Raw genomic sequence first — 20592 nt, forward strand, 5'->3', positions numbered from 1 at the left:
ATAAATATCGCCCATCCCCGGTTGTTCCACTGCCGGATCGACTCTGGCCGAATCGTCGCATAGAGAAGGTACCGGTCTAGTTGAGCACGGACCTGCGTGACGGCAATCAAGCGCTGTTCGAGCCGATGTCGATTGCACGCAAACATCAGCTGTTTGATCTGCTGTGTGATATCGGTTTCAGGGAGATTGAAGTGGCCTTCCCGGCGGCCTCTCAGATCGAGTTCGATTTTGTGCGTCAGCTGATTGAGCAACAACGTGTGCCCGATGAGGTCACGATATCCGTCTTGACGCAGGCCAGGCCCCATTTGCTGACTCGCACGCTTGAAGCCTTGCAAGGTGCTCGCCGTGCCATGGTACATATCTACATGTCGACCGCCCCGTTATTTCGGCAAACCGTGTTCGGCATGAGTCAGGTGCAGATTTTCGATACTGTGCTGGCCGCAGTCGAGCAGACGCGTGCGCATGCGCGCGCTCATCCTGAAACGGAGTGGATGCTGGAATTCAGCCCGGAAACCTTCAATGCCACAGAACCGGAGTTCGCAAGAGATCTGTGCGATGCGGTGGTTGCGGCTTGGGGCTGTACGGCGGAGAACAAGGTGGTGATTAACCTGCCCGCCACTGTCGAGATGTCGACACCGAACGTTTATGCGGATCAAATCGAATGGATGCATCGCCACCTTGCTCATCGTGACCGTATTGTTCTGAGCGTTCATCCGCATAACGATCGAGGTACCGCCGTGGCGGCCGCTGAATTGGCGATCATGGCCGGTGCCGATCGCGTCGAGGGTTGCTTGTTCGGTCAGGGCGAACGTACGGGCAATGTCGATTTGATCACCTTGGCACTTAACCTCTACACACAAGGCATTCACCCGGGACTGGATTTCAGTCAAATAGACGAGGTCGCTCGAATCTGTACCGAGTGCAGCCAGTTGCCGGTTCATCCGCGCCATCCCTATGTGGGCGATCTGGTGCATACCGCGTTCTCCGGTTCGCATCAGGACGCCATTAAAAAAGGCTTTGCTGCGCACGGCGTCGACACCGTTTGGCAAATCCCCTATCTGCCGATTGATCCGGTGGATTTGGGGCGAAGCTATGAGTCGGTCGTTCGTGTGAACAGTCAGTCCGGTAAGGGCGGTATCGCGTATCTGATTGAAACGGCATACGGTCTGCACTTGCCGAGGCGGGCGCAGATTGAGTTTGCCGCTGTCGTCCAGGCGCATATGGATCGAGATCACATGGAGATGAATGCCGAAACTTTGATGAGGTTGCTTGACCGGGAATATCTGGCGCAAGACAAGCCGTTGAAACTGATCGAGAGTCGGTTATCCAGCGTGGAAAACGGAACACAGCAAAGCGTCAACGTCATCATTGAACGTCACAACGAGTGCATCGAGTGTGCCGGTGTTGGCGATGGTCCCATTGCTGCATTTATTCGTGCCCTGGATGTGCCGATTCGAGTGCAATGGTTTGAGGAGCGCGCGATAGGGCAAGGCACGGATGCACGGGCAGCGGCATTTGTGGGTATCGCTTCCACGGAGAGGGCGCAGACGGTACTCGGTGCGGGGATTGACTCAAATACCGTTGTCGCCGCCTTCAAGGCAATCGTGTCGGCGGTGAATCGGTTGCCGTCCATGAGCCCCCCCCCCCGCCGAAGATCAATAACCAGAAGATTTTTATGGGCTGACGAACATCGGAGCACCAACCGGCCATCAAAAAGCGTTATCCTTCCGCGCTGTTTATTTTTCCAAGATTTCTCCGTGATTAATTCCTTATGATTCAACTTCAATCCGTCAGCCTGCGGCGCGGCACCCAGTTATTACTCGAAAACGCGAATTTGACGCTTCAGCCCGGCTATCGCCTGGGTTTGGTGGGGCGTAATGGCACGGGCAAGTCGAGCCTGCTGGCGCTGTTGGAAGGCAAGCTCACGCCCGATGCGGGGAATGTGGATCGGGCCGGTGGGCAACGCTTGGCCACGGTGGCGCAGGAAATGGATGATCTGGACGTGAGTGCCGTGGAAAGCGTGCTGGCGGGAGATGTCGAATACGATCGAATTTCGAAAGCGATTGCCACAGCCGAGCTGGCCGAAGACGGTATGGCGCTCGCCACGCTGTATCACGATCTTGAGGCGATTGATGGCTTTACAGCCCGATCGCGCGCGGCGCGGTTGCTCGATGGTTTGGGTTTTGCGCCTGATGCCATCGACCGCCCCGTGCGGTCGTTTTCCGGTGGTTGGCGGATGCGCATCAACCTCGCTCGGGCCTTGCTTGCGCCCAGTGACATCCTGCTGCTCGATGAACCCACCAACCACTTGGATCTGGATGCCGTGTTCTGGCTGGAGCAATGGTTGATCAACTATCCCGGCAGTCTGGTGGTGGTTTCGCATGACCGGGATTTTCTGGATCAGGTCTGCACCCACATCGCCCATCTGGAAAACAAATCGCTCACGGTGTACACCAGCAATTACAGCGGATTCGAGCAGATGCGCGCCGAGCGCCAAGCGCAAAATGCCGCGCTTTCGGCGAAAATTGAGCGAGAACGCGCCCATTTGACGGCATTTGTCGATCGTTTTCGCGCACAGGCGACCAAAGCCAAACAGGCGCAAAGTCGCATCAAGGCCTTGGCGCGCTTGCCTGTGCTGGCCGCGACCCATGCCGACAGCACTTTTACCTTTAGCTTTCGCCCCGCGCCGAATTCCCCCGATCCGCTGTTGACGATGGAACACCTCGAACTTGGTTACAACGGCAAGGCGTTGCTCAAAAACATCGACCTGACGGTGCGCGCGGGTGATCGTATTGGCTTGTTGGGCGCGAACGGTGCGGGTAAAACCACCTTGATGCGGGTGTTGGGTGGCGCGGAAAAACCGATGGCCGGTGAGCTCTTTATTTCGGCAGGCGTTCGCGTGGGGTATTACGCCCAGCATCAACTGGAGCAACTGGACCCGCGTGATACGCCCATGACGGCGCTCGAGCGCATCGCTGGCCGCGCATCTACGCAAGAAGTGCGTAATTTCCTCGGCGGGTTCGGTTTTATCGGCGACCGTGCGTTTGAAAACATCGAGCCGTTTTCCGGTGGAGAAAAGGCGCGTCTGGCCTTGGCCTTGCTTGTCTGGCAGGCACCGAATCTGCTTTTGCTCGATGAGCCGACCAACCACCTCGATCTGGAAATGCGCGAGGCATTAGCGGCGGCACTGCAAACATTCGAAGGCGCGTTGGTGGTGGTATCGCATGATCGCAGCCTCATCGAAATGGTTTGCGATAACTTTTGGCGCGTGCATGACGGCAAAGTCGGTGTTTTTGATGGTGACCTCGACGATTACCGCCGTGTGTTGACTGATGAGCGTCGAGCCGCGAACGCACCTGCGAAACCAGCGGAGACGACGAAACCCAAGAGCGAATCGACCTGGCGCCCTGCCACCAAAAAACCGGCAGGAAAACCGGACAAACGCACCGATAAGCGCGTTGCGGAGATTGAGCATCGCCTGAGTGCGGTGGTGCTTGCGTTGCAGGCGCTCGATACGCAACTGGCTGATCCGGACTTGTATGCGGGCCCCGATGCGACCCGTGCAAATGAGCTGACAAGCCAGCGCCAGACGTTGGCAGAGGAGCACGAAGCATTGGAACTGGAGTGGCTGTCGCTCAACGACTGACAACCCGTTGCATCATTTTGTCACGATAAGCACAGGGTGATGGTGCTACGATCAAGACACGTTTGCCCAAATGAGATTCAAACGCATCATGGATATTTTACTGATTCGTCACGCGCCCGCTGAAGATCGCGAGCAATTTGCCCTCACTGGACAGGCCGATGAACTGCGCCCTTTGACACCTCGTGGAATCGAGCGGATGCAGCTGGCGGTGCGTGGCTTGGTGACTTTGGCGCTGCCGATCGAACGCCTGATTACCAGTCCCCTGGTTCGGGCGCAGCAAACGGCGCAAATCGTGGCGCCCGCCCTTGAGATTCGTCAATTTGACACCGAGGCGATGCTCTCGCCGCAAGTGCCCAACGCCAGCTTGATCGACTGGTTGCGCAAGCAGCCGCGTGTCGATGGCCTCGCGTTGATCGGGCACGAGCCCAATTTGAGCCAGTTGGCGGAAACCCTACTGTGTGGTTCGGCCAATGGTTGCATGCCATTAAAAAAAGGCGGTGCGATTTTGTTGCGCTTTGCTGAGGGTATTGCGGCGGGGCAAGGACAACTGATCTGGTCACTGACACCGGGGATTTTGCGGACTCTGGCGGATTAAGCGCCTCAGCCTTATCGACCGGTATCAATGAGCGGTAGCGTAGGCATACCTCTTCTCATTTGCATGGAATTGACGACACGGATTTGGATTTCTGTATGACCGACCGTAACCAAAAGTGGCTTATTTCTTTTCTTGTCGTTGCGATTGCCGTTGCGATCCTGCTGTTACACGGCGGTAATGAACTGCGTTACGACCGTGCAGATATTCTACATGGTCAATTCTGGCGGGTATTTACCGGAAATTTCGTGCACGCCAACTGGCGCCATCTTGCCTCTGACATGGCTGGTCTTTTGATTTGGACGGCATTGGCCGGTTATCTTGAAACACGCCGCAGCTACCTTGTTCTTTTGGCAGGCACCGGTTTGGGGGTCGGGGTGGGATTGTTGCTGCTTGATCCGCACGTCGGCTGGTATGTCGGGCTCTCCGGAATTTTGCACGGGCTGTTCGCGGCTAGCGCCATTCGGCTGCTGTCGCGCAAGGAGTGGTTGGGCGGATTCGCGCTACTGGCGGCGTTGACACTCAAGATTCTTTGGGAACAACGTTATGGTGATCTCGGAACGGCCAAGCTGCTCGGCGTGCCCGTTCTGGTTGATGCCCATCTGTATGGTGCGGTGACGGGGGCGGTTATCGTGCTGGCACTGTTGTTCTTCCGTCGTTGATTGGTTAGGGTGATGTAGAGTTTTATTTGCCTTTTTGATTGATCGAAGGAGTGCGCAAAATGTCTCAGAATGATTTGTCGGTATTACACAGCAGTCAGGGGCAAAGTTTGTGGCTGGATAACCTGTCACGTGCCTTGCTCAATGAAGGTCAGTTGGCTGAACTGGTGCAAAACTTCGGTATTCGGGGGCTTACGTCCAACCCTTCCATTTTCAAAAAGGCAATTGTCGGCAGTCCTTACTACACGGATGACATCGCGGCACTCAAAAAGCAGTACGACGATGTTGAGTCTGTGTACGAACATCTTGTCGTAAAGGATATCCAACAGGCCTGTGACCTGCTTCGGCCGATTTTCGACGAAAGCCACGGCGAGGATGGCTGGGTCAGTTGGGAAGAGTCGCCGCGCATCGCGCACAACGCTACGTCCACAGTGGCCTCGGCCGAGCGGCTGAAAAAACTGACCGACCGACCGAATCTGTTGATCAAGGTGCCCGCCACCGACGAAGGGATTGAAGCCTTCGAGCTACTGATCGCCCGAGGCATCAGTGTCAATGTCACGCTCATGTTTTCGCTTGATCAGGTCAAGCGCGTCTTCGCCGCGTACGTGCGTGGACTGAAGGCGTTGCGCGCCAGCGGCGGTGCGGTGAGTCGAGTGCGTGCGGTCGCCAGCCTGTTCATGAGTCGGGTGGATACACTGGTGGATCAGCAGCTCAACGAAATCGGCACTGAAGCGGCGCTGCAGCTGCGCGGTAAGGCGGCACTGGCTTTGGGCGGCATGGCCTATCAGCACTATCGAGACGTCTTCGAGGGCGAAGCATTTGCCGAACTGGCCAAATTTGGTGCGCGTTCGCAATACCTGTTGTGGGCGAGTACGGGCACCAAGAATCCGGATTACTCGGATGTGCTGTACGTTGAAAACCTGATCGCACCCAAGACCATCAATACCTTGCCCGAGGCCACATTAAAGGCGTTTGCCGATCACGGACGCATCGCCTCTACACTCAAACCGCGTCTGGCAGAAGATAAAAAAGTCTGGGACGCATTGGCCGGCGTCGGCATCGATATGGATGGCGCCGTCGGGCATCAACTGCTGGACGAGGGCCTGGATCAATTCGCCCAAGCCTTCGAAGACTTGCTAGCCGCGATCGCGCAGAGCTGATTGTCTATCCTGTCGCCCCAGCCGTGGTGGCCGGTGTGGCCGGCCTGGGTGATCCTGCCCTCAAATCGCCGAATAGCTCCAGCCTTCACGAATCCGTTGGGCAACCTGCTCCACCGCTGAGGACGTGACCCGAACATTAGGCAATAACGCCGCTTTTTGTCCGCTTTCCTCAAGGTTTTTCAGGCTTGTGCCGCACACCATGAAGTGCAGGTTCGGGTACTTCTTCATCAAGGCTTCGATCTGTTTCGCATAGGGCGACGTATCTGCCCGCAGGAAGTTAAGCCCATCCGAATTGGCGAGCACCTCCATCTGGAAACCAGGCTGATGAGCCGAGGTTTTCATCACATGCTCAATCCTGTTCAGGGTTTCTGTGAATTTCCGGGGGGAGTCGGAACCCAGTCGAAGGATGACGTTGCGAGTCTGGGCGGTCGGCGCGCTTGCAAATTCGACATTCTGAATCTGATTGTTGGCTTGAAGCATGGTTGCGGCATGAGCGCCATCGGTATCGGCAGAAGATATTTTGCTCGCAAACCAACCAGCCAGTGCGCCGACGCTCAGCAGCGCCATCGCGGCCAATGCGCCGGGAAGCAGAGCGTGAATCCGCCAATTTGCCTTGGTGTGAGGTGGCTCGGGTACGATCTCATAGGCCTCTTTGATCCAGTCTTGAACCTGATCGATGTCGCAGATCAATTGCGTCAGTTCCGGGTTTTTCTTCACGTGCTCACGGACGCGCTGCCGGTCTTCGTGAATCAGTTCATCATCGATGAACGCATTGATTTCCTCGACGGAGATGGATGTATCTTGGTGTTCGTTTTGCTGAGCATGTTTCATACAACTCTCCTCAGGTGGCACTCGCTTTTGCGGCGCTCCTCAGTTGCGGCATTTTTCGTTTCGATCAGGAGATTTCGTAAAGACTGGCGGCCACGCGATAGACGGCTCATGATCGTGCCGATCGGCAGGTCGAGTGTGGTGGCGACTTCCTTATAGGAGAATTCTTCCAGATCGACCAGCGTGACCACAATCCGCTGCATTTCCGGCAAGCGCATCACGGCGCTACGGACGCGTTCGATCATTTCATCCCGGCCATGCACGCTGTCTGGCGATTGATGCTCGTCGGTTGAGATCGTTTGCTCCATGTCGTCAATGTTCTCGTCGCGAACATGACTGCGGACATGATCCATCCACTGATTGGCCAATATGCGGATAACCCAGCGATCCAGAAGTTCTTCATCCCTGAGCTGCGCCTGTTTTTGCAGTGCACGAATCATGGCTTCCTGAACCAGGTCTTCTGCCAGATAAGACTCCTTGCACCACGAAAAGGCCAAGCGGTACAGCCGAGGGCGTAGTTGCTCAAGGCGATGATTGAAGGTCAATCGCCCGAATAGAAATGAGCCAGAAAAAAAGGATGATGGGCCCACTGTTTTTTACCCCCCGATTAAATGGATTCTAAGGAACCTCTGATTAATTCAGAGCTTCCCTGATTAAATTAGAGACGGAATCCACTTGAGTTTTATTCCAAGAGTAATCTCGAAAATTCAAATTGGCGCATTAATTTCATCAATGGAATAAATAAAAAAATACACGCGTCTCCTCAATAGCCCCGAGCAAATAACGGCGGCAGAAAAACAAATATTTCACCAAAGAGGAAAACCCATGATTCGTCTTCGACAAAAAATCGTTATGACCGCGCTCTTGCTTGGGCTGATCGGCACCGCGCCAACAGTCATGGCAAATCCAGCCGCGGAACCCGTTTCGCAAGCTGTTCAGGATAAACCATTTGCCGAGGCGCGCGTGGCCTTGCAAATCAGCGATGCGGCTGGGCCTAAGCAACAGTTGGTGCTCAATGTGGCCAGTAATCTGATCAAGTTTTACGGCGCGGACAAGGTTGATGTGGAGATCGTCGCCTTCGGGCCGGGGCTGCGTTTGCTGTTCAAAGACAACGCCCTGGGCGATCAGATTCAATCGCTGGCGGCCGAAGGCGTGCGGTTTAGTGCCTGTGCCAACACGATTGCAGCCATGTCCAAAAAACTGGGGTATGAACCGGAATTGAATCCCGAAGCGCGCATTGTGCCTGCTGGCATCGTGCGTTTGGTGCAATTGAACAAGGCCGGATTTTTTGTTTCGCGTCCTTGAGCATCAATCCACGCTAGGGCACCTCGAAATACCCATGATTCGTCGTTCCCGCGAAAGCGGGAACCCAGTAAAACCAAGGCGCTGGATTTCCGCCTATGCGGGAATGACGGGTTTTTCGAGCTTCCAGCTAATCAAACCAAGAAAGTAAATCCAAGGTAATTAATCAGCAAAAGGAATCCATTAATGAATAATAATATAAGAATATTGCCATCTGCCGTGTCGAAGAAAATCCTAATCGCTGGATTATGCAGTGGCCTGCTTATTGCCGCGCCTAATGCCTTTTCCGCCAACTGGATTATGTTGCAGGGTACGGAAAAACCTGGCATTGCACCGCCGGTCAAGTTGTGGGGGTTCATCCAGCCGACCTATCAGAAGGATTTCAGCAGCTCGTACAATGGAAAGTACGTGCCGCCGAAATTGATCGGCCCCAATCTGGACTCCCAGTCGTCATTCAACATCATGCGTGCGCGCATCGGGGTGCGCGGCGCGCCGTTTTTCCTGGACGATAAGGTCAATTACTTTCTACTGACCGAGTTCGGCGACAACGCGATGACCGATGGCGGCCGTTATGGCAGTTACCGGCCCACGTTGACCGACGCCAGCGTGACGCTCAACTACATCAAGGGGGCCCGCATCCGGTTGGGCCTGTTCAAGTATCCCGGTGCCGAAGAGGGGCTACAGGGTATTGGCAGTCTAAATTACATCAACTATACCGACGTCACCAATCAGATGTTGTTGGAACGCTTCCCGGATGCCGGCGACAAGAATATTCCGCCTCAGTCCACCCCGAATGCAGATATGAATGCTTTTTCCAATCCGGCGACGGGTTTCCGTGATGTCGGCGTACAAGTCTTCGATGCGTTCGACGTGGGCAAGTGGGAACACACCTACGCGGTGATGCTGGGCAATGGCAGCGGCGTGCGGATGTCTGACGGCAATGCCAGCAAGGATGTTTATCTGTACTGGTCGTCGGCGTATCTGTTCGATAAGAAAAACAAGGGGCCGATGAGTCCAAGCGTCAAGATGTTTTCCTGGTATCAGAGCGGCAAACGCACCAATGCCTACAACACGGCTCAGGAGCAGGATCGCAAACGCTATGGCGCGGGTGTGACCTACCTCAAGAAACCCTACCGCGTGACGGCAGAGTACATGTGGGGGAAGGGCATGATTTACCAGGGCGCAAACAACCCGCAAACCCTGTTCAACGATTACAAGGCCAACGGGGGCTATGTTGAGGGCGGCTGGTTCATCCCCAATACGAAGTGGGAGCTGGATCTGCGATACGACCGCTACCAGCGCAACGTCGATTTACCCACCCAAACCCGGTTCAGCACCTGGACAGCGGGGGTGCAATATCATTTCACACCCAAAACCCGTGTCACACTCGATTACGCCATGCGGCGTTACAGCTCGGATGTGGTGCCTCAGAACAATCAGCTTCAGGATGTTGGCGGCCGTTTGGCGCTACAGGTGACGGCTATCTTCTAAGAACAGACCGACCGAGCGTTTTTTTCAGGGAATCCAGTCCCACCCCTTAGGTGTTGTTTTCACCACCGTCGCTCAACCTCCGTGTTGCGCGACGGTTTTTTTTGAGTCGATACATGGCCTGGTCCGCGCGCTCGATCAGTTCGTCGATATCGTGATCTTCAGGGGTCGAGGTAACGACGCCGATGCTGGCGCCGGGGTAATCGATGATCGTCGACGCCAACGCGAATCGGCCGACGGTCAAGTCACTCAGTCGCGCAGCAAAGGCCGCTTCATCCGCAGCAATTGCCGTGTTTTTTGAAATACCGAATGCGACAAACTCATCCCCGCCGTATCGGGCGACGAAATCTCCCTCTCGCAGACCGTTGCGCAGAGCGTCAGCGATGGCCTGGAGAAACTGATCACCGGCATCGTGGCCGTGTCGGTCATTAATTTCCTTGAATTGGTCAAGATCGATAAATGCCAGGTGCAGCACCTGATCCATCCGCCGCACATTGGCCAGCTCACGCTTGAGCGCGCGCCGAAGCGAATACCGGTTCGGCAAGCCGGTGAGGGCGTCGGTCATAGCCAGTTCACCAATGGCCCGGTTGTCGGCCTGCAAGTGCGTGATCAGGCGCTCGCGGTCGATTTGATGCGCAATGAGGTTGGCAAACAACTGGACGATCCGCTGGGTGGATGGGCTGATTTCGGTGGAATCTGCGCCGAGCGCGCATAGCGTACCGAAGATTTCCTCATCCGCCAGACGCACGGGGGCCGAGAGGTAGGTCTGAATACCCATATCAATCGCCAGGTGTGCATCGGCCCAGTGCTTGGGTACGTCCGGCTCGAAAAAGTGCTGCTCCTCGATCGCCCGGCGGCACAGTGTGTGTTCCAGCGGCACTTCCAGCCCTTCTGGAATTACCAACTCGTGGCAGTTGCGGGTGAACATGATCGTTTGAACCTGGTTGGACCAGTCGATGCGGGTCAGGTACACCGAATCGAGCCCGGTTAGATGCTCCATCAGTTCCAGAAGTGGCCGCACCAGTGTCGCCGTGTCTGTGCTTTTGGCGAGTACAGAAGCAAGCCGGTCAAGGATTGGATCGAGCGTGTTCTGAGCTTTTTTAGTCATAGGCCGAGCCACCACAGGCGCAAACGGATGCCCCAAGGGCTTGTGATGCCGGTTTCGGCCATCGCGATGCGGCCATCGGGCGCAATGAAAAACAGGGTCGGCGTGACTGAGACACCGAATTTTTTGGCTATCTGCCCGTCGGGGTCATTGATGACGGGCAGGTGATCGAGCTGATTCTTGTTCAGATATTGGCGCACGGCATCGGCGCTGCCCGATTGCATCGCGACGGTAATGATGCGGTGCGTTTTGGCCAGTTCATTGAGCCAGGGTAGTTCGACATGGCAAACGCCGCACCAGGTGGCCCAAAACACCAGCGCCGTGGGCCGAGGGTTGCTGCCCAAGGTTATTGTGCCCGGCCCCGTGGTGCCATTGGTCAGTGTTGGGAAGGTAATGGCAGGTAAGGGCGCATCCGCAAAATCGGTTGGAATGGCAGGCGCCATGTACGCGCGTACCGCCAGCAACACGCCGACAAACACCGCGATTTCAATCAGCCATCTGCGCCAGCGTCGTCGTTTCTTTGGTGATGTTTCGGGTGGTTTTTCTGGCGGTGTTTCTGGTGTTTTTTCGGGCGAGTTTCGGGGCGAGTTTCCAGATGAATCCGGAACACCGTGGGGTGTGCGATCGTGTTTGTCGTCAGGGGGCGCTGATCGGGTCATGGCAGGCGCTGGGTTCTCCGGTGGTGCTGGTACACTATGGACTGTAAGGCATGCCTATGGCAACAAAGACGAGCACACATATTATGCGGATTTTAGTCGGGATCAGCGGCGGCATAGCGGCCTATAAATCCATCATCTTGATCAGGCGCTTGCGTGATGCGGGCGCCGAAGTCCGCGTGGTGCTCACGGAAAACGCCGCGCAATTCGTGACGCCATTGAGCCTGCAAGCCGTCTCCGGCCAGCCGGTGCGGACGCATTTGTTCGATCCCGAAGCGGAAGCGGGCATGGATCACATTGCGTTGGCTCGCTGGGCCGATGTTATCGTTATCGCACCCGCATCGGCGGATATTTTGGCGCGGATGGCATCTGGCATGGCCAATGACCTACTCACCACGCTCGTGCTGGCGACGACCGCGCCGGTCACGGTCGCACCGGCCATGAATCAGCAGATGTGGGCGCATCCGGCGGTGCAGGCCAATTTGAATACGCTGGAAAAACGCGGTGTGCGCGTGATCGGCCCGGCATCCGGCACGCAGGCTTGCGGTGAAGTCGGTGCCGGGCGCATGGTCGAGCCGGAGGAAATGGCAACCCAGATTCTGCGTGCTCGATCATGCGTTGATTGGCGGGGTAAACAGGTGGTGATAACCGCTGGCGGCACCCGCGAGCCGATTGATCCGGTGCGGTTTATTGCCAATCGCTCTTCTGGGAAAATGGGTTTTGCAATGGCGGCGGCGGCGCGTGAGGCCGGGGCAGAGGTAACCCTGATCTGCGGGCCGAATGGTCTGCCTGCACCCGCTGGCGTTCATCGCGTTGATGTCGAAACCGCCGTTGAGATGCAATCGGCCGTGGCTGCGGTTGAGCGGATGGATGTGTTTATCGGCGCGGCTGCCGTGGCCGATTACCGCGTGCAAACGCCTGCCGAGCACAAACTCAAAAAGTCCGCCGAATTCGATTCGCTGACACTCACGCTGGTGAAAAATCCGGATATTATTAGCGAAGTGGCCCGTCGAGTCCCGAAGCCCTTTGTGGTTGGTTTTGCGGCCGAAACCGAGAATCTACAGACCTATGCCGAACAAAAACGCCGCGCCAAGGGCATGGACGTGATTTGTGCCAATGCCGTGGGCGAAGGGTTGGCTTTTGATCAGCCCGATAATGCCTTGAGTGTGATCTGGTCGGGTGGCGTGCATCACTTTGAGCGCGCGGAAAAAACGCAATTATCGGCGCATCTAATTGAATTAATTGATAAAATAATGAGTAGGGAATAAGCATATGCCCATCGAACAAGGCAATAAAACAGCCCGGCCCACGGTCGAAGTCAAATGGCTGGATGCCCGCTTAGGCGACACCATTCCGCGCCCGGATTACGCCACGAGCGGTTCTGCCGGGTTGGATCTGCGCGCCTGTTTGGCCGAGCCTATGGTGCTGAACCCGGGGCAAACCGAACTCATTCCCACCGGCATGGCTATTCATATCGAAGATCCGGGCTTGGCGGCCGTCATTCTGCCGCGCTCGGGGCTGGGGCATAAACACGGTATCGTGCTCGGCAATCTCGTCGGCTTGATCGATTCCGATTATCAGGGGCAATTATTCGTATCCGTTTGGAATCGCAGCGCCCAGCCGTTCACCATCGACATCGGCGAACGCATTGCCCAGCTCGTCGTGGTGCCGGTGGTTCAGGTCGCCTTCGAAACGGTAGAAGAATTCACGCCCAGCCACCGGGGCAGCGGCGGCTTCGGCCATACCGGCCGCGCCTGACCTTTCTCTTTCTCCCATCAATTATTTGAGGAACAGCATGACTAGTTACGCCCCAGAGGTGACCGCCGAAGTATTGATGGAAGCGCTGCCATATATCCAGCGGCTGTTCGATAAAACCATCGTGATCAAATTTGGCGGTAACGCCATGGTTGATGAAGCCTTGCAGGACGCATTCGCCCGCGACATCGTGCTGTTAAAGCAGGTGGGTCTCAATCCTGTTGTGGTGCATGGCGGCGGGCCGCAAATCAACCAGCTACTGGAAAAACTCGGTAAACAGGGCGAGTTCGTTCAGGGGATGCGCGTGACGGATCGGGAAACCATGGATGTGGTACAGATGGTGCTCGGTGGCCTGGTGAACAAAGACATCGTCGCGCTGATCAATCGTCATGGTGGCCGTGCCGTGGGTTTGACGGGGCGCGACGCCGGACTGGTGCGGGCAAGAAAACTCAAGGTGTCGCGTCAAACGGCGGAAATGCTGGAACCGGAAATCATCGATATCGGTCATGTCGGTGAAGTGGCGAGCATCGACCCCTCGATTCTCAATCTGCTGGAAAGCAAGGATTTTATTCCCGTCATCGCACCGATTGGCGTGGGTGAGGATGGCGCGGCCTACAACATCAATGCCGATGTGGTGGCGAGCAAGATCGCGCAGGTTCTGGGTGCGGAAAAACTGTTGCTGCTGACCAATACGGCTGGCGTTCTGGATAAGGAAGGCAAGCTCCTGACCGGGCTTTCGGCGCGCGATGTCGAAGCCCTGATCGAAAACGGCACGATATACGGCGGCATGTTGCCGAAGATCGATTTTGCTCTGGATGCCGTGCGCGGCGGCGTCAAAACGGTTCAGATCATCGATGGACGCGTCCCGCATGCCGTATTGCTGGAATTGTTGACCGATAAAGGGGTAGGCACGCTGATTCGCAGCTGATGGCGTGTTTCGCGTTGCCCGCGCAATAAATAGCAAAGCAAATTGTTTTGGATTAGTCTTGACGTGCCTATTCTGATAAGAGGAGCACTCAAGATGCATCACACAAAATCAATTCAAATACTCGGCCTGGCCGGTCTGCTCGGCTTGTCCGTTGTGTTGCCTGTCAGTGGTTATGCCGCCCCACCGGAGCATGCCGCCCATGTCGATGTCGCGGCACTGACCAAAGCCGCAAACTATCCCGAGGCCGAGTCGATTGCCGCCATCAAGGCAAAAACTGCGGATGTCAAAGCACGCTACGTGTTGCAGATCAGTGACGCCGATGCGCAAAAACGCGGCATGGATATGAAAGTGGCATCCCACCTGCTCAAGTATTACGGCAAGGGCAAAGTAGACGTAGAAATTGTCGCGTTCGGTCCGGGTCTCAAGCTCTTGTTGGCGGAAAACAACCCACAAGCGCCGATGATTGCCAAGTTGAGTGCCGAAGGTGTCCGTTTCTCTGCCTGCGGAAATGCCATTCACCACGCGACGCAGATGCTGGGCTACGCGCCCAAATTAGTTCCGGCAGCGCGCGTCGTGCCTGCGGGCATCGTTCGAGTGCATGATCTGGCTGTAGCCGGGTATTTTGCCGACAAACCTTGATGCGAGTGCTCTATTTGCCTGCTTGATCTAAAGGTTTGCCTTTGGCTTGTAATTGTTCCAAGCGCTGAAGATCTTCAGCGAACCTTTTGGACGTCTCGTCGCGACGCTCCTGAAGATCAAACAGGTTCTTGCGCAATTGGATCACATCTTTAAACGCCGCTTTTTGCTCCGATGAAGCTTGAGCGTGTTTTGATCGCTCATTGGCGCGATCCAGTGCATTTTGGTTTTGTTTGATCAGGGCATCGATTTCGTCCAGCCTTTGCTTTCGTGCCCGTTCCAGATCGGAGGTATTGCTGTAAAGATCCAGCAGCATGCGATCGCGTTGGGCTTGAGCTACTTCTTCTGCCCGTTTTTTTTCTTCCGCCGTTTTGGCGGCAGCTTCGGCGGCGAGTTCCTGCGGTGTCCTCGCCCGGTCGATGTGCCGGATCACTTCGCCGGTCGCCGGGTTGATCAAATCATAACCTTCCAGGGCTTGCGATGACGGCATGTTATCGCCGTAATGCACCATCCCGTCCTTGGTTGTCCAACGATACAAATCTGCGTGAGCGACAGACACAAAGCCTGTGCACATCATCGTGATCGAAACCACAAAGACATGAGAAAAGCATAAAGTTCGAAAGCGAGGAAGTAGTGGCAACGGTGAAGAAAAACCGGTGTGGATTTTCACAGAACTCATGAGCGCATTCCTTTGCCAAACAATCATGTCAGTTTGCCTAATCACTTGCCGTTATTCAACTTGATCGGGCAATCAGCCCGTGTAAAGCGGAGTTAACAAGACGTGGCATTCACCCTGTTGAACGAAAAATCACCAAATCGATATTATGATTTCCTTTGATTACAAGGCAACCTATTGTTATTGAATGGGTAATTTTTATTGGCTTTCATTTGCAACCACGGCCGCCCATAACCCGGAGGCGGCCATGGACAATCCAACCAGCCAAAAGGGCAGCAAAATTCCACCACTCCATTGCGCTGTCAGGCCGAGGAGCAACCCGCCTACGGCGTAGCCCAAATCCCGCCAGAAGCGATAAATACCCAGAATGCTCGCCCGTTGGGCCGGTTCTGCCTGATCGGCCACCGCTGCGCCCAGAGTGGGATAGAGCATCGCCATGCCAATGCCGATCAATCCCAGCTCCAACCCCCAAAGCACGATTGAGTGGCTCAAACTGACGGCGACCACACCCAAGCCACAAAGCCACATGCCGCCGACGATCATGATCGTTCGGCCGATTCGGTCCGACAAGGGGCCGGTAATCAGTTGTCCTGCGCCCCAAACCACGCCGTAGATGGCGATCAACGAACCGGAGGCGACCAATGACAATCCTTTGCCCATAAAAAATACCGGAAAAAACAACCAGACCATGGCATCGGTGAATTTTTCCACCATACCGGCTTGATTCAGGGCCAGCAGTGATCGATTTTTCCAACTGGCATAAGCAAACAAGGCGCGCATTCCAATTGGCTCGATCGTGGGATTGCCCTGATGCAACATGGCCCAGGGACGGGTTTCCCGAACCGCCGCCAGCGCGATCAACAATGCCAGCACGATAATCGCTAGCGTAAAGATGAACAGCCCAGTGCGCGCACCAAGGGCATGAACGGCCAGGGCCGACAGCATGCCGGCAATCGCCACGCCGCCATATCCAGCAAACTCATTGAAGCCATTGACCAGCCCGCGTTGACGCGCATGGGTGAGATCCAGCTTGCTGTTCAAGGCCATGGACCAGCTCAGACCCTGATTAATGCCCAAGAACACGGTGGCAAGAATGATCCAGCCCCAATTCGGGCCGTACAGGATGAGCAAGGGAATGGGCAAGGCACTCACCCATCCGGCGATGAGCACGCGCCGCCGTCCCCAGCGATCCGACAAAGAGCCTGCGAATAAATTCAAGAGCGCTTTGACCAGCCCAAACACGACGACAAAGGTGGCCAGCGCCAAAAAAGATCCCGCCGTCAAACCAAAGTCGGACTCAGCCAGTTCCGGCAGCACGGTTCGGGTCATCCCCACCAGACTGCCCACCAGAAATACCTGAAGCAATTGCAGCATAAACTGAGCCGCATTGGGGCGAATACCGTGGACAGGCGTCATATGTGGTTTTTCCTGATAAACGACAATGAGGTTTCGTGCAGTATGAAATATCTCCTAAAAACACTCAATAGACTGATTGAATGTTTGGCGTGTCAGGATACAAACATCTCTTATCTGAGGAGTCGCATCTTTTTTTGATCAGGTTGCCCGTGGAGGGTCGTCTTAGTTCTGCCGGCCCGGTTCTCTCGTCAAGCGATGGCAACCTGCGCCAAAAATGCCTTCCTCGACGCAGATGAAGCGCCTTAAAAGCACGCCCATATTGATCAATATTCTTCAATATGATTGAATGCTTGAATAAACGCTGCCAACGGATCACTCATGGCTTTCAAACAAGACCTCAACGACCAATTCGCGCGCATGGGCAAAGTGCTCGGCAGCGGTCGTCGGCTGGAATTGCTCGATTACCTCGCCCAAGCCCCGCGCTCGGTCGAGCAATTGGCTGAGGTCAGCGGGTTGACGGTTGCCAATACCTCGCAGCATTTGCAGAAAATGCAGCAAGCGGGCCTCGTGCGGGCGAACCGTCAAGGTAAATACATCATCTATCAGCTTGCTGATGGCGAAGTGGTTACCTTGCTCAATACGCTGCACACTTTGGCCGATCGGCATTTGGCCGAAGTTCGAGCGCTGGTGGCCACACACCTGGCGCCACGAGATGCGCTCGCGCCCATCACGCTGGACGAACTGCGGCCGCATATGGCATCGGGCGACATGACGCTGATCGATGTGCGCCCACCGCAGGAGTTTGCAGCGGGCCATTTGCCGAGCGCGGTGAATATTCCGCCGGATCAACTCGCCTCTGCACTCGACCGACTTGACCCCAAGCGCCCCGTGGTGGCCTACTGTCGGGGGCGTTATTGTGCTTTTTCTTATGATGCCGTGGCCGCTTTGCGTGAGCGCGGCTTTAGTGCTCGACGGCTCGCTGTTGGCTTCCCCGAATGGCAGTTGGCCGGGCACCCTGTAATCTATCCTGCGACTTCACCGACCAATCAGGCTTCCTTATGACCGAACCCACTGCCATCGCCGCGCTCAGAACGCACCTCGCTCACCACATCGTCGGCCAAGCCGCGCTGGTTGATCGGTTATTGATTGGCTTGCTGACCGGTGGGCATTTGCTGGTCGAAGGGCTACCGGGCCTGGCGAAAACCACGGCGGTCAAGGCATTGGCCGAGGGCGTGCATGCGCGTTTTAAACGCGTACAATTCACGCCCGATCTGTTACCGGCCGACTTGCTGGGCAATGAGATCTATCACCCGGAAACCCGCACGTTTACCTTCGAGGCGGGGCCGCTGTTCAACGAAATCATTCTCGCCGATGAGATCAACCGCGCGCCGGCAAAGGTGCAATCGGCGCTGCTCGAAGCCATGGCCGAACGGCAGGTAACGGTGGCGGGCGAGAGCCGCAAATTGCCGGCACTGTTTTTGGTGATGGCCACGCAGAACCCGCTGGAGCAATCGGGCACTTATCCGCTGCCCGAGGCGCAACTCGATCGCTTCATGTTGCATGTTTCGCTTAGCTATCCCGAGCGGCAGGATGAATACGACATTCTGGCGCGCACGCTGGCAGGCACTTTGGGTCGAGATGATGACGAGGCGACGGGTTTGACCGTTGATGAAGTGCTTAACGCCCGTGCCGATGTACGAGCCGTGCATTGCGATGCCGCTTTGCAGCGCTGGGTGGTGGATGTGGTTGCCGCCACGCGCGCGCCTGAGAAGGCATCGGATGCGCTCGAATCGCTGGCAGGCATGGTTCTGGTTGGCGCATCCCCGCGTGGGGCGCTGGCCTGGGTGCAATCGGCACAGGCGCTGGCTTGGCTCAACGGGCGTGATTTTATCGTGCCGGATGATTTGCTGGAATTGGCCGGTGATGTGCTGCGCCATCGTTTGATCTTAAGCCCGAAAGCGCTGGTTTCGGGATTGAGTCGGGATGCCATCATCACACGGCTGTGCGCTGAAATTCCTTTCCCGTGATGCCCGCGCTTAAGGGTGCCTCGAAAAACCGTTACGAGCATGTTCGAGTGCAAGGAGCCGCGCAGTGAGCAACGAGACATATCAAATAGATAGGCGAGGCGTGAACGAGCACGTGACGCCGCAATCGGACAGCGCAGTAGGTTTTTCGAGGTGCGCTGAACTGTGAATACACTCCGTTATCTTTTCCATTCCTTGAAAAACCGCAGCACACATCATGCGGCGGGCGAGCCTGTTGATGCCGTAGCGCCCACCTCCGCGGTCATTGAAACCGCATGGCAGCTCGGTGGGCAGCTCCCGCCACTCGCCTCTGAACAACTGCCCGCCGCGGTCTGGTTTCCGGGCGATCAGCGTGCGGTGCGGCTCGGGCAGGGCATGGATTTCGAGTCATTGCGCGCCTATCAACCGGGCGAGCCATCGCATCTGATCGATTGGCGCATCTCCGCGCGAACGCCGGAACCCGTGGTGCGGGTTTTCCGTGAACCGGCCCAGCGCCAATGCCATATTGTGCTCGATACCAGCGACTCGATGTTCTTCGGCACGCGCCGTCAGCTCAAAATAACGCAGGCGCTCACCGTGGCGCATCTGTTGACGGCCGCCGCACTGCACCAGAACTTATCGGTAGCCCTGCACACGCCGGGTTTGGCGAACCGCGTGCCGCGTCATCCGGCAACAAGCCGAGCCGCGCTGCTCAATCAGCTTCAAGAAATTGGCCAGTGGTTAGCGCCACCGGCCACGCCGCAACCGATCGACTGGACGGGTTTTCGCGGCCGGATGCAAGGCTGCCTGCCCGAGGGGCAAATCGTCATCGTGCTCAGCGATTTTCAAACCGACTTTACCGAAGATGCCAGCTTGATGGGCTGGTTACCCCTGGCGAAAAAGCAGCGCTTGATGCTGCTGTCGGTGATCGATCCCGCCGAACGCCTGCTGCCAGATATGGGTGCGGTTACCTTCATGGCCCAACCGCCGCAACGGCTCGACACCCATGACCCCGCCGTCCGCGCCGAACTGAGCGAGCGATTCACCCGTCGCCAGTCCGCCGTTCGCGCGTTTTGCCAAGGGGTTGGCGGATTGTTTGATGAAATCCAGACCGTCACCGATGTGCCTGCACTCATTGATGGTTTTGGCGAATTGCTGCTAACAGGCCATAGCCGCCAAAGTGCGGAGCAGCCCCAACATCATCCCGTGAATAACGCCCCGAATCGTGCATCGAACCGTTCGATGGGTGCATCGTCATGAATCAGGATGCGATGATTCATCCGCCCGATGGCTTGCCCGATGGCGCACCCAAGGGGCTGGTTGATGTCTGGATGCCGAACGCGCCCACTGCCGCTTCGCATGCCAAAGCCATGCTGGGTCATGCAATTGAGCATCACGCGGTGGGGATTGTGGTCTGGGGGCTGTTGCTTGGAGTATTGATCGGGTTCGCTATCTGGTTTTGGCGCGATTGGCGTGGCCGTGTTCTGCGTTGGCAGATTCGCCGTTTGCAACACCTGCTGCGGCGTCATCCCGATCAAGTGCCGGAACCGCTGGGCGCGGCATTAACATGGGCCCTGTCGAAGTATTTTCAGCCGCGTTATTTCAAGGCAAGCTCCGCGTTGGACAGACGCGCTTTGTCGCCCGATTGGCGGACGCTGGTCATGCGGCTGGATATCTTGCGATTCGGTCCAAAAGCGGCACATGAGGATTGGTTTGCTTTGCTGCGTGCCATGCAGGAATGCTCGCGCCGCAACGCTACGGCGGCGGCCACCGCCCAAGTGAACCGGATGCCGCACTCATGA

General features: G+C 56.3%; 21 protein-coding genes. 15 read left to right on the forward strand and 6 right to left on the reverse strand.

Annotated features, from left to right (window positions below):
• The first annotated feature begins 80 nt into the window (after positions 1 to 80).
• The 5 genes from HNEAP_RS00805 (at position 81) to tal (ending at position 6057) form a co-directional block, all read left to right on the forward strand.
• Positions 81 to 1775 (forward strand): 2-isopropylmalate synthase, encoded by a 1695-nt coding sequence (locus HNEAP_RS00805; RefSeq protein ID WP_419185600.1) that lies wholly within the window; start codon positions 81 to 83, stop codon positions 1773 to 1775.
• Positions 1772 to 3646: an ABC-F family ATP-binding cassette domain-containing protein gene (locus HNEAP_RS00810; RefSeq protein ID WP_012823066.1), complete on the forward strand. Its 1875-nt coding sequence runs from the start codon at positions 1772 to 1774 to the stop codon at positions 3644 to 3646. Before HNEAP_RS00805 ends, HNEAP_RS00810 begins: the two co-directional genes overlap by 4 nt.
• Before the next feature lie 70 nt (positions 3647 to 3716).
• The gene (gene sixA / locus HNEAP_RS00815; protein ID WP_081441070.1) at positions 3717 to 4241 is read left to right on the forward strand and encodes a phosphohistidine phosphatase SixA; all 525 of its coding nucleotides are present in this window, start codon (positions 3717 to 3719) and stop codon (positions 4239 to 4241) included.
• A 95-nt stretch (positions 4242 to 4336) separates the two neighbouring features.
• Entirely contained in the window at positions 4337 to 4900 is a 564-nt protein-coding gene (gene rrtA / locus HNEAP_RS00820; RefSeq protein WP_012823068.1) for a rhombosortase, read from the forward strand.
• 59 nt (positions 4901 to 4959) lie between these two features.
• Positions 4960 to 6057: a transaldolase gene (tal, locus tag HNEAP_RS00825; RefSeq protein WP_012823069.1), complete on the forward strand. Its 1098-nt coding sequence runs from the start codon at positions 4960 to 4962 to the stop codon at positions 6055 to 6057.
• A gap of 60 nt (positions 6058 to 6117) precedes the next feature.
• On the opposite strand, the gene HNEAP_RS00830 is transcribed toward tal, so the two are convergent.
• Entirely contained in the window at positions 6118 to 6888 is a 771-nt protein-coding gene (locus tag HNEAP_RS00830; RefSeq protein ID WP_012823070.1) for a hypothetical protein, read from the reverse strand.
• Positions 6885 to 7430: an RNA polymerase sigma factor gene (locus tag HNEAP_RS00835; protein WP_041600516.1), complete on the reverse strand. Its 546-nt coding sequence runs from the start codon at positions 7428 to 7430 to the stop codon at positions 6885 to 6887. Before HNEAP_RS00835 ends, HNEAP_RS00830 begins: the two co-directional genes overlap by 4 nt.
• 280 nt (positions 7431 to 7710) lie before the next feature.
• Between HNEAP_RS00835 and HNEAP_RS00840 the strand changes: the two genes are divergently transcribed.
• Both HNEAP_RS00840 and HNEAP_RS00845 read left to right on the forward strand, forming a co-directional pair.
• The gene (locus HNEAP_RS00840) at positions 7711 to 8190 is read left to right on the forward strand and encodes a DsrE family protein (RefSeq protein ID WP_012823072.1); all 480 of its coding nucleotides are present in this window, start codon (positions 7711 to 7713) and stop codon (positions 8188 to 8190) included.
• Positions 8191 to 8373: 183 nt separating this feature from the next.
• Positions 8374 to 9678 (forward strand): porin, encoded by a 1305-nt coding sequence (locus HNEAP_RS00845; RefSeq protein ID WP_012823073.1) that lies wholly within the window; start codon positions 8374 to 8376, stop codon positions 9676 to 9678.
• Positions 9679 to 9724: 46 nt separating this feature from the next.
• On the opposite strand, the gene HNEAP_RS00850 is transcribed toward HNEAP_RS00845, so the two are convergent.
• Both HNEAP_RS00850 and HNEAP_RS00855 read right to left on the reverse strand, forming a co-directional pair.
• The gene (locus tag HNEAP_RS00850; protein ID WP_012823074.1) at positions 9725 to 10783 is read right to left on the reverse strand and encodes a sensor domain-containing diguanylate cyclase; all 1059 of its coding nucleotides are present in this window, start codon (positions 10781 to 10783) and stop codon (positions 9725 to 9727) included.
• A complete protein-coding gene (locus tag HNEAP_RS00855; RefSeq protein ID WP_012823075.1) occupies positions 10780 to 11439 on the reverse strand; it encodes a protein disulfide oxidoreductase in 660 nt (219 codons plus the stop codon). The genes HNEAP_RS00850 and HNEAP_RS00855 overlap by 4 nt, the downstream gene beginning before the upstream one ends.
• Positions 11440 to 11522: 83 nt before the next feature.
• On the opposite strand from HNEAP_RS00855, the gene coaBC reads away from it, so the two are divergent.
• The 4 genes from coaBC (at position 11523) to HNEAP_RS12825 (ending at position 14758) form a co-directional block, all read left to right on the forward strand.
• Positions 11523 to 12704, forward strand: coding sequence for a bifunctional phosphopantothenoylcysteine decarboxylase/phosphopantothenate--cysteine ligase CoaBC (gene coaBC, locus HNEAP_RS00860; RefSeq protein ID WP_012823076.1), 1182 nt, complete (start codon positions 11523 to 11525; stop codon positions 12702 to 12704).
• Positions 12705 to 12708: 4 nt separating this feature from the next.
• Positions 12709 to 13194 carry a dUTP diphosphatase gene (dut, locus tag HNEAP_RS00865; RefSeq protein ID WP_012823077.1) on the forward strand — a complete coding sequence of 162 codons (486 nt, stop codon included), beginning with the start codon at positions 12709 to 12711 and terminating at the stop codon, positions 13192 to 13194.
• Between the two features lie 37 nt (positions 13195 to 13231).
• Positions 13232 to 14119, forward strand: coding sequence for an acetylglutamate kinase (gene argB / locus HNEAP_RS00870; protein ID WP_012823078.1), 888 nt, complete (start codon positions 13232 to 13234; stop codon positions 14117 to 14119).
• 93 nt (positions 14120 to 14212) lie between these two features.
• The gene (locus tag HNEAP_RS12825) at positions 14213 to 14758 is read left to right on the forward strand and encodes a DsrE family protein (RefSeq protein WP_012823079.1); all 546 of its coding nucleotides are present in this window, start codon (positions 14213 to 14215) and stop codon (positions 14756 to 14758) included.
• 10 nt (positions 14759 to 14768) lie between these two features.
• Here the strand turns inward: HNEAP_RS12825 and HNEAP_RS00880 are convergent, their stop codons facing one another.
• Complete coding sequence (locus tag HNEAP_RS00880; RefSeq protein ID WP_081441071.1) at positions 14769 to 15461, reverse strand: DUF4124 domain-containing protein; 693 nt, start codon at positions 15459 to 15461, stop codon at positions 14769 to 14771.
• Positions 15462 to 15629: 168 nt separating this feature from the next.
• Positions 15630 to 16847, reverse strand: coding sequence for an MFS transporter (locus HNEAP_RS00885; protein ID WP_012823081.1), 1218 nt, complete (start codon positions 16845 to 16847; stop codon positions 15630 to 15632).
• A gap of 318 nt (positions 16848 to 17165) precedes the next feature.
• On the opposite strand from HNEAP_RS00885, the gene HNEAP_RS00890 reads away from it, so the two are divergent.
• The 4 genes from HNEAP_RS00890 (at position 17166) to HNEAP_RS00905 (ending at position 20592) form a co-directional block, all read left to right on the forward strand.
• The gene (locus HNEAP_RS00890; protein WP_012823082.1) at positions 17166 to 17849 is read left to right on the forward strand and encodes an ArsR/SmtB family transcription factor; all 684 of its coding nucleotides are present in this window, start codon (positions 17166 to 17168) and stop codon (positions 17847 to 17849) included.
• Positions 17846 to 18814, forward strand: coding sequence for an AAA family ATPase (locus HNEAP_RS00895; protein ID WP_012823083.1), 969 nt, complete (start codon positions 17846 to 17848; stop codon positions 18812 to 18814). Before HNEAP_RS00890 ends, HNEAP_RS00895 begins: the two co-directional genes overlap by 4 nt.
• A 162-nt stretch (positions 18815 to 18976) precedes the next feature.
• Positions 18977 to 20050: a DUF58 domain-containing protein gene (locus HNEAP_RS00900; RefSeq protein WP_012823084.1), complete on the forward strand. Its 1074-nt coding sequence runs from the start codon at positions 18977 to 18979 to the stop codon at positions 20048 to 20050.
• A complete protein-coding gene (locus tag HNEAP_RS00905) occupies positions 20047 to 20592 on the forward strand; it encodes a hypothetical protein (RefSeq protein ID WP_041600313.1) in 546 nt (181 codons plus the stop codon). The genes HNEAP_RS00900 and HNEAP_RS00905 overlap by 4 nt, the downstream gene beginning before the upstream one ends.

Source organism: Halothiobacillus neapolitanus c2 (assembly GCF_000024765.1).
GTDB classification, from domain to species: domain Bacteria; phylum Pseudomonadota; class Gammaproteobacteria; order Halothiobacillales; family Halothiobacillaceae; genus Halothiobacillus; species Halothiobacillus neapolitanus.

What these genes read in the sequence shown, in the direction of transcription:
- HNEAP_RS00810 (WP_012823066.1), top strand. Translation starts at nt 1,772, where the DNA reads ATGATTCAACTTCAATCCGTCAGCCTGCGGCGCGGCACCCAGTTATTA.
- sixA (WP_081441070.1), top strand. Translation starts at nt 3,717, where the DNA reads ATGAGATTCAAACGCATCATGGATATTTTACTGATTCGTCACGCGCCC.
- rrtA (WP_012823068.1), top strand. Translation starts at nt 4,337, where the DNA reads ATGACCGACCGTAACCAAAAGTGGCTTATTTCTTTTCTTGTCGTTGCG.
- tal (WP_012823069.1), top strand. Translation starts at nt 4,960, where the DNA reads ATGTCTCAGAATGATTTGTCGGTATTACACAGCAGTCAGGGGCAAAGT.
- HNEAP_RS00830 (WP_012823070.1), bottom strand. Translation starts at nt 6,888, where the DNA reads ATGAAACATGCTCAGCAAAACGAACACCAAGATACATCCATCTCCGTC.
- HNEAP_RS00840 (WP_012823072.1), top strand. Translation starts at nt 7,711, where the DNA reads ATGATTCGTCTTCGACAAAAAATCGTTATGACCGCGCTCTTGCTTGGG.
- HNEAP_RS00845 (WP_012823073.1), top strand. Translation starts at nt 8,374, where the DNA reads ATGAATAATAATATAAGAATATTGCCATCTGCCGTGTCGAAGAAAATC.
- HNEAP_RS00850 (WP_012823074.1), bottom strand. Translation starts at nt 10,783, where the DNA reads ATGACTAAAAAAGCTCAGAACACGCTCGATCCAATCCTTGACCGGCTT.
- HNEAP_RS00855 (WP_012823075.1), bottom strand. Translation starts at nt 11,439, where the DNA reads ATGACCCGATCAGCGCCCCCTGACGACAAACACGATCGCACACCCCAC.
- coaBC (WP_012823076.1), top strand. Translation starts at nt 11,523, where the DNA reads ATGCGGATTTTAGTCGGGATCAGCGGCGGCATAGCGGCCTATAAATCC.
- dut (WP_012823077.1), top strand. Translation starts at nt 12,709, where the DNA reads ATGCCCATCGAACAAGGCAATAAAACAGCCCGGCCCACGGTCGAAGTC.
- argB (WP_012823078.1), top strand. Translation starts at nt 13,232, where the DNA reads ATGACTAGTTACGCCCCAGAGGTGACCGCCGAAGTATTGATGGAAGCG.
- HNEAP_RS12825 (WP_012823079.1), top strand. Translation starts at nt 14,213, where the DNA reads ATGCATCACACAAAATCAATTCAAATACTCGGCCTGGCCGGTCTGCTC.
- HNEAP_RS00880 (WP_081441071.1), bottom strand. Translation starts at nt 15,461, where the DNA reads ATGATTGTTTGGCAAAGGAATGCGCTCATGAGTTCTGTGAAAATCCAC.
- HNEAP_RS00885 (WP_012823081.1), bottom strand. Translation starts at nt 16,847, where the DNA reads ATGACGCCTGTCCACGGTATTCGCCCCAATGCGGCTCAGTTTATGCTG.
- HNEAP_RS00890 (WP_012823082.1), top strand. Translation starts at nt 17,166, where the DNA reads ATGGCTTTCAAACAAGACCTCAACGACCAATTCGCGCGCATGGGCAAA.
- HNEAP_RS00895 (WP_012823083.1), top strand. Translation starts at nt 17,846, where the DNA reads ATGACCGAACCCACTGCCATCGCCGCGCTCAGAACGCACCTCGCTCAC.
- HNEAP_RS00905 (WP_041600313.1), top strand. Translation starts at nt 20,047, where the DNA reads ATGAATCAGGATGCGATGATTCATCCGCCCGATGGCTTGCCCGATGGC.